General features: G+C 69.3%; 12 protein-coding genes and 1 pseudogene. 6 read left to right on the forward strand and 7 right to left on the reverse strand.

What is annotated here, in order from left to right; all coding sequences use genetic code 11:
- Positions 1 to 77 precede the first annotated feature (77 nt).
- The gene (locus tag ACFK0J_RS11135; RefSeq protein ID WP_378739083.1) at positions 78 to 2111 is read left to right on the forward strand and encodes an Eco57I restriction-modification methylase domain-containing protein; all 2034 of its coding nucleotides are present in this window, start codon (positions 78 to 80) and stop codon (positions 2109 to 2111) included.
- On the opposite strand, the pseudogene ACFK0J_RS11140 reads toward ACFK0J_RS11135, so the two are convergent.
- A pseudogene (locus tag ACFK0J_RS11140) lies at positions 2037 to 2627 on the reverse strand (TetR/AcrR family transcriptional regulator); the annotation flags it as partial. The gene ACFK0J_RS11135 and the pseudogene ACFK0J_RS11140 overlap by 75 nt on opposite strands.
- Positions 2628 to 2758: 131 nt before the next feature.
- On the opposite strand from ACFK0J_RS11140, the gene ACFK0J_RS11145 reads away from it, so the two are divergent.
- Both ACFK0J_RS11145 and ACFK0J_RS11150 read left to right on the forward strand, forming a co-directional pair.
- Positions 2759 to 3571, forward strand: coding sequence for an SDR family NAD(P)-dependent oxidoreductase (locus tag ACFK0J_RS11145; RefSeq protein ID WP_378739086.1), 813 nt, complete (start codon positions 2759 to 2761; stop codon positions 3569 to 3571).
- A gap of 110 nt (positions 3572 to 3681) precedes the next feature.
- Positions 3682 to 4677, forward strand: a complete 996-nt coding sequence (locus ACFK0J_RS11150) for a GAF domain-containing protein (protein ID WP_378739089.1) — start codon at positions 3682 to 3684, stop codon at positions 4675 to 4677.
- Between the two features lie 21 nt (positions 4678 to 4698).
- Here the strand turns inward: ACFK0J_RS11150 and ACFK0J_RS11155 are convergent, their stop codons facing one another.
- From ACFK0J_RS11155 to ACFK0J_RS11165, 3 genes are all read right to left on the reverse strand, one after another.
- Positions 4699 to 4914 carry a hypothetical protein gene (locus ACFK0J_RS11155; RefSeq protein ID WP_378739091.1) on the reverse strand — a complete coding sequence of 72 codons (216 nt, stop codon included), beginning with the start codon at positions 4912 to 4914 and terminating at the stop codon, positions 4699 to 4701.
- 140 nt (positions 4915 to 5054) lie between these two features.
- Complete coding sequence (locus ACFK0J_RS11160; RefSeq protein ID WP_378739094.1) at positions 5055 to 5570, reverse strand: gamma carbonic anhydrase family protein; 516 nt, start codon at positions 5568 to 5570, stop codon at positions 5055 to 5057.
- Positions 5571 to 5650: 80 nt separating this feature from the next.
- A complete protein-coding gene (locus ACFK0J_RS11165) occupies positions 5651 to 6634 on the reverse strand; it encodes a GlxA family transcriptional regulator (protein WP_378739096.1) in 984 nt (327 codons plus the stop codon).
- Positions 6635 to 6705: 71 nt separating this feature from the next.
- On the opposite strand from ACFK0J_RS11165, the gene ACFK0J_RS11170 reads away from it, so the two are divergent.
- Positions 6706 to 7476 (forward strand): MBL fold metallo-hydrolase, encoded by a 771-nt coding sequence (locus ACFK0J_RS11170; protein WP_378739099.1) that lies wholly within the window; start codon positions 6706 to 6708, stop codon positions 7474 to 7476.
- 226 nt (positions 7477 to 7702) lie between these two features.
- Positions 7703 to 8818 (forward strand): alanine dehydrogenase, encoded by a 1116-nt coding sequence (gene ald, locus ACFK0J_RS11175; protein ID WP_378739102.1) that lies wholly within the window; start codon positions 7703 to 7705, stop codon positions 8816 to 8818.
- 50 nt (positions 8819 to 8868) lie between these two features.
- On the opposite strand, the gene sigJ is transcribed toward ald, so the two are convergent.
- Entirely contained in the window at positions 8869 to 9828 is a 960-nt protein-coding gene (gene sigJ / locus ACFK0J_RS11180) for an RNA polymerase sigma factor SigJ (RefSeq protein ID WP_378739105.1), read from the reverse strand.
- A gap of 347 nt (positions 9829 to 10175) precedes the next feature.
- On the opposite strand from sigJ, the gene ACFK0J_RS11185 reads away from it, so the two are divergent.
- Positions 10176 to 11093, forward strand: a complete 918-nt coding sequence (locus ACFK0J_RS11185) for a cobalamin biosynthesis protein (protein WP_378739107.1) — start codon at positions 10176 to 10178, stop codon at positions 11091 to 11093.
- Between the two features lie 141 nt (positions 11094 to 11234).
- On the opposite strand, the gene ACFK0J_RS11190 is transcribed toward ACFK0J_RS11185, so the two are convergent.
- Entirely contained in the window at positions 11235 to 12149 is a 915-nt protein-coding gene (locus tag ACFK0J_RS11190) for an SURF1 family protein (RefSeq protein ID WP_378742757.1), read from the reverse strand.
- 106 nt (positions 12150 to 12255) lie between these two features.
- Positions 12256 to 12798, reverse strand: a complete 543-nt coding sequence (locus tag ACFK0J_RS11195) for a low molecular weight protein-tyrosine-phosphatase (RefSeq protein ID WP_378739110.1) — start codon at positions 12796 to 12798, stop codon at positions 12256 to 12258.
- Positions 12799 to 12815 lie beyond the last annotated feature (17 nt).

Genomic DNA, 12815 nt, shown 5'->3' on the forward strand with positions numbered 1-12815 from the left:
TAGTCGCAGGGCGGGTGGCCGAGTCGAGTGCTCGCATTGCCGGGAATACGGCGCTGTGACAAGGCAGAATCCCACGCATGGCTTCCGAAGCCCCCGCCGCGCGGGATCGCAAGCGGCACGGCAGGCACTACACGCCGCCGGTGCTCGCGCGCTTCCTGGCCGGGCGGCTGCTCGCGCATGTGCCGCGACCGGAAGCGGGGGTGCTGCGGGTGCTCGATCCGGCCTGCGGTGACGGGGAGCTGCTGTTCGCGTTGCGGGACGAGGTTGCGCGTCGGCTGCCGGGGATCCGGGTAGAGCTGACGGGGTACGACCTGGACGCGACGGCCCTCGCGGTGGCGCGGGCGCGCCCTGAAGGGATCGGCGTCGACTGGCACGTCGGCGACTTTCTCACGGTGTCGGCGGAGCTCGGGGCGGGCTCGTTCGACGCGGTGATCACGAATCCGCCGTATGTGCGGACCCAGCAATTGGGTGGGGTCACCGCGCAACTGCTCAGCAAGCAGTTCGGGTTGCGCGGGCGGATCGATCTGACGCATCCGTTCGTTGCGACGCTGCCCCGGCTGCTGTGCGCGGATGGTGTGCTGGGGTTGTTGTGCGCCAATCGATTTCTGACTACCAAGGCGGGCGCGAACATTCGGCGATTGCTGCTCGCCGAGCTGACGCCGGTCGAGCTGTACGACCTGGGGGATACGAAGCTGTTCGAGGCGGCGGTATTGCCCGCGATCACCATCGCGACCCGTGGCGCGGGTGGTGGCGGATGCCGTTACGTCTCGGCGTATGAGACCGAGGGTGACGAAAGAGCGCAGGAGACAGGTCTTTTCGAGGCGCTGACCGGAGAGGACGGTTGCCTCGTCGCGCATAACGGGCGGACTTTCGCGGTGGCGGTGGGCACGTTGGTGACCGGTCACGCAGAAGTCGCAGGTGCGCAGATGTTTTCGGACGCCGGGGCAGCGTCGCTCGGGGAATGGATAGGGAGTGGCTGGCAGGGCTCGGGCGACCTGACCGAGAGTGTGCTGCAACAGGGCGGAAACGGGTCTTCCGCCGTGCCGCGACACCCGAGCGAACCGCAGTCCATGCCTACCCGAACAGTATTGCGGCGAACATCGGAGTCGGAGGCGGCATGGCGCATGTCGAATGCGGGTGTCGACGCCTGGCTCGCCGGGGTCGCCGCGGCGACCTGGCGGACCTTCGGGGAGGTTGCCCGAATCCGGGTGGGTATCAAGACAACTGCCGATCGGGTGTTCATCTCCGACCGGTGGTCCGAGGTCGACCCCGTTCCCGAGCCGGAACTGCTGCTCGATCTCATCACCCACCACGACCTCGAACCGTGGCGCATCGCCCGATCACACGACACCCGCGTCCTGTACCCGTACGACCGCACCCGGCCGAACCGCACGCCGATCGATCTGGCCGAATTCCCATGCGCCGCTGAATACTTGCGTTCCCACAAGGACACGCTGGCCGCCCGCCACTACCTCGGCGCGAGCGGTCGCGAGTGGTTCGAGATCTGGGTGCCGCAGCGTCCGCACCTGTGGTGCGAGCCGAAGCTGGTGTTTCCGGATATCAGTGAACGCCCCAGGTTCGCGCTCGATCGGTCCGGTGCGGTGGTGAACGGCGACTGCTACTGGATCTCGCTGCCCGACCTGGCCGAGGCGCCCGCCGATGCGGAACGACTCGCGTATCTGCTGATGGGCGTGGCGAATTCGGCGCTCGGCCTGCAATTCTACGACGCCGTGTGCGGTAACCGGCTGTACTCGGGCCGGCGGCGGTGGATCACTCAGTACGTATCGCGGTTGCCGCTGCCGGATCCGGGATCGGCCCGCTCGGCGGCCGTCGTCGAGCTGGCGCGCGAGTTCGTCGACGGCCGGACCTTGGACAAGACGGCGCGAGCCGACCTGGACGAGCGGGTGGCCGCGGCGTTCGGGGTGCCGTCAGGCGCGCACGTGCACGCCGACCATGGGCAGCAGGGTCCGGCGGGCGAACTCACGGGCGGCGTCCCGGTCGGCCACCGGGATGAGCCCGTCGGGGGTGAGCGCCAGCGAGAGCGCGAGCCGGGCCATGATCTCGGCGACCAGGTCGGCGTCGAAGTCGTGCGTGTTCTCGGTGTCCCGTAGTTCGCGCAGCTTCTCCGCCAGGTAGCCGCGGCCGACGGCGAGGATGGGGCCCGCCTCGGTGGTCAGCCGGGGCAGGATCAGGTCCGGTTCGGTGCGCAGCAGGCGGCGCAGCAGCTCGTTGTTCGCGATCGCGGTGATGAACGCGACGAAGATCTCCACCAGCTGATCCTCGGAGCCGGAGACGGCCTGCACCTGCTTGTCGATCATCGCGACGAAGCGCTGCGCCTCCCGCACGCTCACCGCCTCGACCAGGTCGTTCTTCGATTCGAAGCGGCGGTACAGGGTGGCGGGGCTGATGCCGGCCCGGCGGGCGATCTCGCCCATGCTGGTCCGTTTGATGCCGAAGTCCAGGAAGGCCGAGAGCGCGCTTTCCAGTAGCTTCTCGCCATCGGCGACGGGCTTGTCCAGGATGCGCTGCAACATGGGCGGGACAGTTGGCATCTGGTCTCCAGTCGATTCGCGCGAACGCCGGGCGTGCGGGATGGGGTCGCGACGGTGCGGGTGATGGACCTTCATTATTTCACCGGCGTGCGGCGGCGCGGTCGAGGATGGCCGGAATGGCGTATAGGTCACGTGTCCAGCTTGGCCTGGCTAGCCTTCTTGGATGTCCGATATGGATGTCGGTGGAGGTGGAAAGGGGTTGGGCCATGGCCTATTTCGCGAACCGGGTGGTGGCGATCACGGGTGCGGGCGCCGGGATCGGCCGCGAGCTGGCGCTGGCGCTGGCCCGTGACGGCGCCGCGCTGGCGCTGTCGGACAAGTCGGCGGACACCCTCGCCGAAACCGGGGAACTCTGCGCGGCGGTGGGCGCCGTACCCACGCTGACCAGGCTCGACGTCACCGACCGGGCGGCGGTGCTCGCCCATGCCGCGGCGACCGTCGCGCGGTACGGGCGGGTCGAGGCGCTGTTCAACAATGCCGGGATTCTGCACGTCGGCGGGGTGGCGGAGTCGCCGTTCAGCGATTTCGAGCACGTGATGGACGTGGATTTCTGGGGAGTCGTCAACGGCACCAAGGCTTTTCTGCCGTATCTGCTGGCCGCCGAGCGGGCGCATGTGGTGAACATGTCCTCGGCGTTCGGCTTGGTCGGCGTGGCGCAGCACGCGCCGTACAACGCGGCGAAGTTCGCCGTGCGCGGATTCACCGACTCGCTGCGTCAGGATATGCGTGCGGCGGGCGGCAAGGTCCGGGTGACCGGGGTGTATCCGGGCGGGGTGCTCACCTCCATCGCGCGTTCGGCGAGTGTCGCGCCGGGCATCGACGCGGCGGCGGTCGCGCGACGCTTCGAAGGGCAGGTCGCGCGGACCAGCCCGGCCGCGGCGGCCAGGACGATCCTGCGTGGGGCGGCGCGGGGTGAGGCGAAGGTGCTCGTCGGACTGGACGCCCTGCTTGTGGATCTGGTCACAAGGCTCGCCGGCTCTTATCACGAACGGGTGCTGGACATGGTATTTCGTTCCTGACCGCGCGGCTCCGCGCGGGCTGCTCGGTCCGGAACGGGTGACGAAATGGCAACTGGTCGAACGCTTCTCATGGCAGCGCCCGGTCGGGTGCGATCGGCGGGGTGCGGCTGATGGCGAAATGGATTCTGGTCGAGTGCTTCTCGGGTGTGCCGGGCCGGGTGATCGCATTCGGCGCCGCGCCGAAATCCTTCGTGCCGCTGCGCAACATTCTGCGTAACCCGCTCTCGCTGGCGGATGCGGAGGCGGCCCTCGCTCAGGCATGCCGGACCCGTGCTCTGGTCGCGCACGTGTCCGCGGACGGGCGGCGCACCGTGCGCGCCGAACCGCTGCTGATCTCGCCGGAGCGGGCGCACGCCGTGCGATTGTGGGTCGGGCCGGTACAGGAGCCGTTGCCACCGCGAGATCCGGTGGGCGCGTGGTACTTCAACCTCTCGACCAATCGGTCGGTGCGCAGTGTCGACCTGCTCGACCTGTACGGCGTAGCGCCCGAGGACCGGGAGGCGGAGTTGGCCATCGCGGGGGCGTTCACTCGGCTGGTCACCAATCGGGACGAGAGCGAGGCGTTGGCGAAGATCGTGAACTCGGCCCCGGGCACCGAACATCAGGCGGTGTGGACCATCCGGCGCGACGACAATGCCTTGCGCGCGGGGCATTTCGCCTGCCGGATCAGTATCGAGTTCGATGTCACCGGGCGCAGGGAGGTGTTGTTCCGCGGGGTGACTCAGGACATCGGTGCCGCGACGGCGGTACCGGCCGCGCCGCCGCCGATGATTCTGGAGTACCAGCTGCTGGAGGCGGCCACCGCGCCGGGGGAGTATCGCGCGATCGTGAATCTGCGTTCGTTGCAACTGATTCGCTGGATCGGTCCGCCCATGCCGGGCATTGCCTGGGCGGATCTGCCCGGCCAGCCCGCGCCGCAGATTCATCCGGACGATCTGGCGGCCGCGCAGGCCATGTCACGGGAGCTGGCGCGCCATCGGACCGAGGGGAAGGTGCGGCTGCGCCGACTGGATGGTGGATGGCAGCTCGTGCATGTGCGGGCCGCGCTGATGGCGTTGGATCAGCACACCACGGCGGGGCTGGCCACGGTCACCGCGGTCTCGTGACGCGGTGACCGTGGCTCGCGCTCACTGCCTGGGTAAGTCCAGCGCGGCCATTTCCCGCTCGATCGCGTTCGCGGCGAAGTCGACACCGCTGGAACGCAATTCGTGGACTCGCCGCTGTAATGCCTCGATGCCGCCCGGCTGGGCCGCGATATCGGCCACGCTGATCCGCCCCATCGGCCGGTGCATACTCGACTGCACGTACGCCACCATCGTGATACCTCCTGCCTGCACGCTCACGTTCCCACCGACCCGGGTGGGTTCACCACTGCGCTACAAGCCGCACGACTACCGTTTCGGCAGGAGACCCCGGGTCACCGGGCACGCTGGGAAAATGTTATCAGCGATTCCTACTGGACGCTTGATCAGTGTGCGCTGTCTCACACCTCTTTGGCGGACCGATGATTGGCCGTGTTGTGCAGGTACACAGCCCCATTCAGTCTGATGCCGTCCTGTTCGGCCTCGCTGAGCTCGCGGCGAACTTTACCCGGCACCCCGGCGACGAGCGATCCCGGCGGAATCTGCGCGCCCTCCGGAATCAGCGCATTGGCCGCGATCAGCGAACCGGCGCCGATCACCGCACCGTTGAGCACGGTGGCGCCCATGCCGACCAGCACATCGTCGCCGACCGTGCAGCCGTGCAGGATCGCGTTGTGCCCCACCGAAACTCCGCTGCCGACAGTCAGCGGGAACCCGGGATCGGCATGCAGCACACAGCCGTCTTGGATGTTGGTCCGTTCGCCGACGCTGATCTCCTCGAGATCCCCGCGGATCACCGCGCCGTACCAAACACTGACGTCGGCCGCGAGCCGCACCCGCCCGATCACCGTCGCGTTGGGCGCGACCCACGCGCCCTCATCGATCTCCGGAACGAACTCCCCGATCTGAATCCTCATAACTGGAAACGTAGCCGCCCCCACCCCGAACCGGACCGCCGGTCCACCACCTTCATGATCAACGGGACGTGGTGGCGGCGCTACTCGGCCGTTGCCGCCGTCATGTCCCGTTGATCATGGCGGGTGGGAGTGAAGAGGGCGCGGTGGGCGGCGGGGGTGGTGCCGAGGATGCGGTGGAAGTGGTGGCGGAGGCTGACGGCGGTGCCGAAGCCGGTTTCGGCGGCGATGCGGTCCATGGTGTCGTCGGTGGTTTCCAGGAGCAGTCGGGCGCGGTCGGTGCGCTGGTGTAGCAGCCACTGCTGGGGGCTGTTTCCGGTGCGGTCGCGGAAGCGGCGGGTGAAGGTGCGCCGGGACATCAGGGCCACTCGGGCCCAGCTGTCCAGATCGATCGGATCGCCGAGATGTGTTCGAGCCCAGACCATCGCGCGTTCGATGGGGTCGTCGTCGGCGGCCTCGGGGACGGCGATCGGAATGTACTGGGCTTGCGAGCCGCTGCGGTGCGGAGCTGTCACCAGTTCCCTGGCCAGTTCGGTGGCGGCGCGGCTGCCGAGGTCGTTGCGCACCAGGTGCAGGCAGCAGTCGAGGGCGGCGGCGACGCCCGCGGAGGTGACCACGTCGCCTAGGTCCGACCAGAGGGTGTCGGCGCGCACCCGGACCGCGGGAAAGGCGCGGGCCAGGCGGGCGGCACCCGCCCAGTGGGTGATCACCTCGCGACCGTCGGCCAACCCACTGGCCGCCACCGCCCATGAGCCGAGGCAGAGGCCGACGATTCGGGCGCCCGCGGCGTGTGCCTGATGCAGGGCGGCGCGCAAGTCGTCGGACAGTGGCATGTCGTGTTCCCAGCTCGGGACCACGACGGTGTCCGCGCGCACCAGCCGGTCGAGTCCGTGCCGCACGTCGATATCGAAACCCGCTGGGGTGCGCAGGCTTCCGGGCCGCTCGGCGCACACGTCCACCTGGTACGGCCCGGAGCCGCCGATGCCGACCCGGCCGAAGACGAGGCTGGGCACGGACAGGTGGAACGGGCTGATGCCGTCATAGGCGAGAACGGCCACGGTACGCATGGCCCGATCTTAGCGGTAGGCGGCTCGCGGGCCACTGTTGAGCCTGCTGAGACGTTGACAAGATCAACCGCATGACCGAAACGATCGAACGCACCACCCAGCTCGAAGCCCTGCACATCGGCGGGCCCACGCTGCGCCTCCGGTACGCGGGCCGCACCTTCCTGACCGACCCCACCTTCGACGAGCCCGGCGACTACCCGGGTCGGGCGACGCTGCACAAGCTCAGCGGTCCCGCGGTGTCCGTGGAACAGGTCGGTCCGGTGGACGTCGTGTTGCTCTCGCACGACGAGCACGCGGACAACCTCGACAACTCCGGGCGCGAATTCCTGAAGACGGTGCCGACCGTGCTGTCCACGCCGGGCGCCGCGGAGCGGATCAAGGGTGTTCGGGGACTGGACAATTGGGAGACCGTGACGTTGGACGGGATCCGGATCACCGCCGTACCCGCGCTGCACGGGCCGGAAGGCTGCGAACCGATCACCGGGATCGTCACCGGATTCGTACTGCAGGCCGATGGGCAGCCGACGGTGTACGTCTCCGGTGACAACGCGTCCGTCGATCTGGTCGCGCGGATTGTCGAGCGGATGGGTCGAATCGACATCGCCGTGCTGTTCGTCGGGGCCGCGAACATCGGCCTGTTCGGCGACGCGGACGTCACGCTCAACGCCCGCACCGCGGTGCAGGCGGCCGAGATACTCGGCGACGCGGTGATCGTGCCGGTGCACGGCGAAGGATGGGCGCACTTCAGCGAGACTCTGGATCATCTTGGGCGGGTATTCGAGTATGCGGGGCGTGCGCACCAGTTGCGGATTCCGCCGCTGGGCAAAGAGATCACTGTGTGACGGCCGGTGTCGATGCCGTAGGCGTGCCAGTGACCGTCTGCGGCATTCGGCCCAGCCGCTCCGCCCCGTCGGAATGAGCTTCGAACAGCGCCGATTGTCTCGACCGCCGACGGCGTGCTGATCAACTTGCGTAGAAACGGCCCGTCCGGCGGCGGTCTCGTGATCAGCGTGTGACACCCGCGCGTCGTTCGTGGCGGGAGCCCCACGCGGGGTCCACGATGGCGTTATGAGGATCGGAGTTCCACGCGAGGTCAAGGAGCAAGAGTTCCGGGTGGCGCTCACTCCGGCGGGTGCCCGGGAGTTGGTCGCGCAGGGACACGAGGTGCTGATCGAGGCAGGCGCGGGCGTCGGGTCGGCGTTCGCGGACGCCGACTACGCCGCCGCGGGGGCGCGCCTGGTGCCCGGCGTCGACCAGGTCTGGCGGGAGGCCGAGCTGGTTTTGAAGGTGAAGGAACCGATTGCCGAGGAGTATCCGCGGCTGCGGCGCGGGCAGGTGCTCTTCACCTACCTGCATCTGGCCGCGTCCCGCGAATGCACCGACGCCATCCTGGGTTCCGGGATCACCGCCATCGCTTACGAGACCGTCCGCGCCGCCGATGGCTCGCTGCCGTTGCTCGCCCCGATGAGTGAGGTCGCGGGCAAGCTCGGCGCGCAGGTCGGCGCCTACCATCTGATGGCGCCGCTGGGCGGTGCGGGCATGCTGCTCGGTGGCGTGCCGGGAGTGCCACCGGCCGACGTGGTGGTGCTCGGCGGCGGTGTCGCCGGGTCCAATGCGGCCGCGGTCGCTTCGGGCATGGGTGCGCGGGTCACCGTCCTGGACACCAACTTGCACCGCCTGCGCGAGTTGGACGCCCGGTTCGCCGGCCGGATCGCCACCGTCGCCTCGAACGCCGCCGAGGTCCAGCGCGCCGTCTCGAACGCCGATCTCGTCATCGGTTCGGTCCTGGTGCCCGGCGCCCGCGCCCCGAAGCTCGTCTCCGACGACCTCGTCGCCAAGATGCGCCCCGGCTCGGTGCTCGTCGACATCGCCATCGACCAAGGCGGCTGCTTCGCCGGTTCCCACCCGACCACCCACGCGAACCCCACGTTCCGCGTACATAATTCGCTGTTCTACTGCGTCGCGAACATGCCGGGCGCGGTCCCGCACACCTCGACCATCGCCCTCACGAACGCCACGCTGCCGTACGTTCGCGCCATCGCCGCCCACGGCTGGAAAGAAGCCTGCGCCACCGACCCCGACCTCGCCCACGGCCTCACCGCAGACGCAGGCAGACTGCTGTCGCCGGAAGTCGCTGCGGCACACGGATACACGAATCCCAAGCCGGTCGGACTCGCAGGCTGACATCCGCGCTGCGAGTCCGCCAAGGCTTCCGGCTGCGACGACAGGCGGGGTCAGTTGTCGGTGCGGCCCTCGCCGAGGTACCAGTCGGGTTCGCCGGTGGTGGGGAGGTCGTGCAACTTGTCGGGGTTGCGGACCACGTTGATGGCGACGATGCGGCCGTCATCGATGGTGAAGGAGAAGACGCCGGTGTGGTTGCCGTCGAAGACGACGAGGCCGGGGGCGCCGTTGACCAGCACCGCGCGGCCCCACGCGCCCGCGGCGGACGGTGCGTGGTACCAGCCGAGCAGCATCTTCGCGATGAGCTCCGCGCCGTGCACCGGCTGCCGGATCGCGGGGACCTTGCCGCCACCGTCGGCGGTCAGGCTGACATTGGCGTCGAGCACGCCGAGCAGTGCGCTGAGATCGCCGGAGCGCCAAGCGACCGCGAAGGCGGAGACGACCTTCTCCTGCTCGTCCGGCGAGGCGGGGAAGCGGGGCGTGCCGTCTTCGACGCGCTTGCGGGCGCGCGAGGCGAGCTGCCGCACGGCCGCCGGGGTGCGACCGACCACCTCGGCGACCTCCGGGCCGGTCATGCCGAACACGTCCTGGAGGACGAACGCGGTGCGCTCGGCCGGTGACAAGGATTCGAGGACCACCAGCAGCGCGGTGGTGACCCGCTCGTCCTGGGTGATCCGGTCTGCGGGGTCGTCCCAGCTGGTGACCTCGGGCTCCGGCAGCCATTCGCCGACATACTGCTCACGGCGGGCGCGCGCCGAACCCAGCTGGTCCAGCGCCAAGCGTCCGGTGACCGTGCTGAGCCAGGCGCGCAGGTTCTCGATCTGGCCCGCGGTCCCCGCCTCGTGCTGGCGCTGCAGCCGCAGCCATGCCTCCTGCACCACGTCGTCCGCGTCGGTGAGGCTGCCCAGCGTGCTGTAGGCGAGCCTGCGCAGATACGGCCGGTGCTCCTCGAACCGCCGAGCCAGTTCGGCCTGGTCGAGGGGTTCAGAAGTAGAAGGCTGTTCCGATGTCACTGCTGTTCGCCGTTCGGTCGTTCCGCCCCACCGGGGGCGCGAGTCATGGGTGCGTCACCAGGTCGACGACGCAGGACCTCAGAGTGTGACACGCCGTAACCAGTCAGCCTTCCACACCCGCCACCAGCGAGGTTCTCGTCACTGGACCGCCGGATCGCACATAACCGAGCCACCCCGAGCCCAACTCCGACCACAGATCTCCCCCCCACCCGCCCGGGCTCCGCACTACGCCGAGAGGGACATGGCTGAGCCAAACCTCAGGTGGACGCACCGTGATGTCCCGTTCGCCGAGCGGCGATGGGTGGGTGAGTGGACTGGAAGTCGACGACGGTCGATAGTCTCGGCGGGTGCAGAAGGGGACCTCGACCGCGGCTGGGCTGGTGCTGGGGTTTGTGCTCGATCGGGTGGTGGGGGATCCGCGGCGGTGGCATCCGGTGGCTGGATTCGGTTCGGCGGCAGGGGCGCTCGAAACGGTGACGTATGCCGATCGGCGGAGCGCCGGGGTGGTGCACGAGGTGGTGTTGGTGGGGGCGGCGATCGGTCTCGGTGTCGGGGTTCGTCGGGGTGGGATCCCGGTGACCGCGTTGGCGACCTGGACGGTGCTCGGCGGACGTAGCCTCGCGCGCGCGGGTCGGGAGATGGCCGATCGGCTCGAGGTCGGGGACCTGACCGGTGCGCGGGCTCTGTTGCCTTCGCTGTGCGGGCGCGATCCCGAGGCGCTCGACGCGGACGGATTGGCCCGCGCCGCACTGGAATCCATTGCCGAGAACACCTCCGACGCGGCGGTCGCGCCGCTGGTATGGGGTGCGATCGCGGGAGTGCCCGGCCTGCTCGGCTACCGCGCGATCAACACCCTCGACGCCATGATCGGCTACCGCAACGACCGCTACCGCCAGTTCGGCTGGGCCGCTGCCCGCATCGACGACCTGGCCAACCTGCTGCCTGCCCGGCTGACCGGCCTGCTCACGGTCGCGCTCGCCCCGCTAGTCGGCGGCCGCCCCGCCACCGCCCTGCGCGCGTGGCGCCGCGACGCCGCAAAACACCCGAGCCCCAACGCCGGGGTGGTCGAAGCATCCATGGCAGGCGCCCTCGGTGTCCGCCTCGGCGGTCGCACCCGGTACCGCCACGGCACCGAACTGCGCCCAACCCTCGGCGACGGCCCCGCACCGACAGTCGCGGATCTCCATCGCGCCGTTCGGATGTCGAAGTCGGTGCAGTGGGCATCGCTCGCGGTCGCGGCCCTCTGGTCGGTTATCCGGCGCTAGGCATCGGGTGACAGGGTTCGTCGGAGCCATCCCGCGCACCTACGGCCGACGGCGTGTCGTAACCGTTGTGCCCGAAGGAGCTTCGACTTCTAGCGACTGAGCTGGTGCCACCGGCTGTGGTGCCTGCGCGCGGTTTGCGGGTCAGTCGCGGCCGCGGCCGTAGCGGTCGGCCAGGCGCGCTTCGGTTGTTTTGGTGGCGGCCGGAGTAGGTGCGGCAGAAGCGGGTTGGGCCGCCTGGTCGTCAACGGGTTCGATCGTGGTCACCGGGTCGGCGGGTTGGGCTGTGGCACCGGACTTTTCTTTCCGGCGCTCCCGGATTTCGGCGTAGACGAAATAGCCGAGGCCGAGGGGGGCCATGATGCCGAAGGCCAGCCATTGAAGCCCGTAGGAGAGATAGGGGCCTGCGTCGAGTTGGGGGAGGGGAGTGGGGGTGAAGGCGCCGGGCTGGTCCTTGTCCAGTTGGAGGTAGCCGCCGCGTTCGCCGGTGGGGATGGGGGTGAGCGGCTGTTGCAGGACCGCCGCTGCCTGGGTGGTGTCGATCGAGTACACCTGCCGGTAGCCGTCTTGGACGGACGGATCCTTGCCGGGCGTCACGCCTTCCGACATCCGGACGCGGGCCTCGAGACGCTGGGGTCCGGCGGGCGGGTCGGGGATCTGCGGCGGGCGGGAGCCGTCTACCGCCGACACCAGCCCTCGATCGATGAGCAGGAGGCGCCCGTCGTCCAGCCGGAACGCGCCGAGCACGGAGTAGCCAGGGGCGCCGTCGAGGTGGCGCAACCGGACCAGCATGGTCGAGTCCGGCAAGTAGGTGCCGGAGGCGGTGACCTTGCGCCATTCGGTGTGCGCGTCGTCCGTGCTGGGCCCGGCGAGGACGGTGGTGATGTCGACCGGATCCGCGCGTACCGAGTCCGCGATCAACTGGTTGCGATGCGAGGTGCTCGTGTTCTTGCCGAGCTGCCACGGCGCGAGCACCGTGAAACACAGGTAGGCGAACGCGGCGACCAGCACCGCGAGGATCACCCAACTGGGACGCAGCAGGAAAGTGAGTCGGCGCATCATCGGAGTCCGTCGCAGGCAGGTTCGGCCGCGGTGCAGAAGCCGGGCCGGTCGGTGGACCGCACCGTCAGGAGTATCCAGCTGGGATGAATCGAGAAGGGCCGCATCAGGCGCGCCTGTCGCGGGTGGGATCGGGCGGCTCGGCGGACTGGTTGGCGCGTGGTGCGGGCGGTTCGCCGAGCGCGTCGCGCACCCAGTCGAGGAGCCCGGGCATCGCCGCCTCGATCTGATCGCGGACCAATTCGAAGTCGGCGGTGTCGCCGTAGTACGGGTCGGGCACGTCGGGACCGTCGGCGGCCGGGTCGAAACTGCGCAACAGCCTGCGCCGATCCGACGGCACACCGAGTCGGGCGAGTTCGCGCTCGTGCGAGGTGTCCAGGGCGATCAGCAGGTCGGCGTCGTGATGGTCGGCGCCGAGGGCGGCGGCGATGTGCCCGGTCGCGTAGCCGTATTTGCGCAACGTGGCGTTGGTGCGCGCGTCGGCGTTGTCGCCGACGTGCCACGCACCGGTGCCCGCGCTGCTCACCCGCACCCGATCGGCCAGTCCGGCCCGGGACAGGTGCATCGCGAAAATCTTCTCCGCCATCGGAGAACGGCAGATATTGCCGGTACAGACGAACGACACGTGCAGCTCACCCACGACAGCCATTCTGGCCGGTCGCCCTA

It is taken from the genome of Nocardia brasiliensis (assembly GCF_042691675.1).
GTDB lineage: Bacteria > Actinomycetota > Actinomycetes > Mycobacteriales > Mycobacteriaceae > Nocardia > Nocardia brasiliensis_D.

Coding starts and splice junctions, on each gene's coding strand:
- ACFK0J_RS11165 (WP_378739096.1), bottom strand. CDS start 6,634: ATGCGTACCGTGGCCGTTCTCGCCTATGACGGCATCAGCCCGTTCCAC.
- ACFK0J_RS11160 (WP_378739094.1), bottom strand. CDS start 5,570: ATGAGGATTCAGATCGGGGAGTTCGTTCCGGAGATCGATGAGGGCGCG.
- ald (WP_378739102.1), top strand. CDS start 7,703: ATGAGGATCGGAGTTCCACGCGAGGTCAAGGAGCAAGAGTTCCGGGTG.
- ACFK0J_RS11135 (WP_378739083.1), top strand. CDS start 78: ATGGCTTCCGAAGCCCCCGCCGCGCGGGATCGCAAGCGGCACGGCAGG.
- ACFK0J_RS11195 (WP_378739110.1), bottom strand. CDS start 12,798: ATGGCTGTCGTGGGTGAGCTGCACGTGTCGTTCGTCTGTACCGGCAAT.
- ACFK0J_RS11170 (WP_378739099.1), top strand. CDS start 6,706: ATGACCGAAACGATCGAACGCACCACCCAGCTCGAAGCCCTGCACATC.
- ACFK0J_RS11190 (WP_378742757.1), bottom strand. CDS start 12,149: ATGCGCCGACTCACTTTCCTGCTGCGTCCCAGTTGGGTGATCCTCGCG.
- ACFK0J_RS11150 (WP_378739089.1), top strand. CDS start 3,682: ATGGCGAAATGGATTCTGGTCGAGTGCTTCTCGGGTGTGCCGGGCCGG.
- ACFK0J_RS11145 (WP_378739086.1), top strand. CDS start 2,759: ATGGCCTATTTCGCGAACCGGGTGGTGGCGATCACGGGTGCGGGCGCC.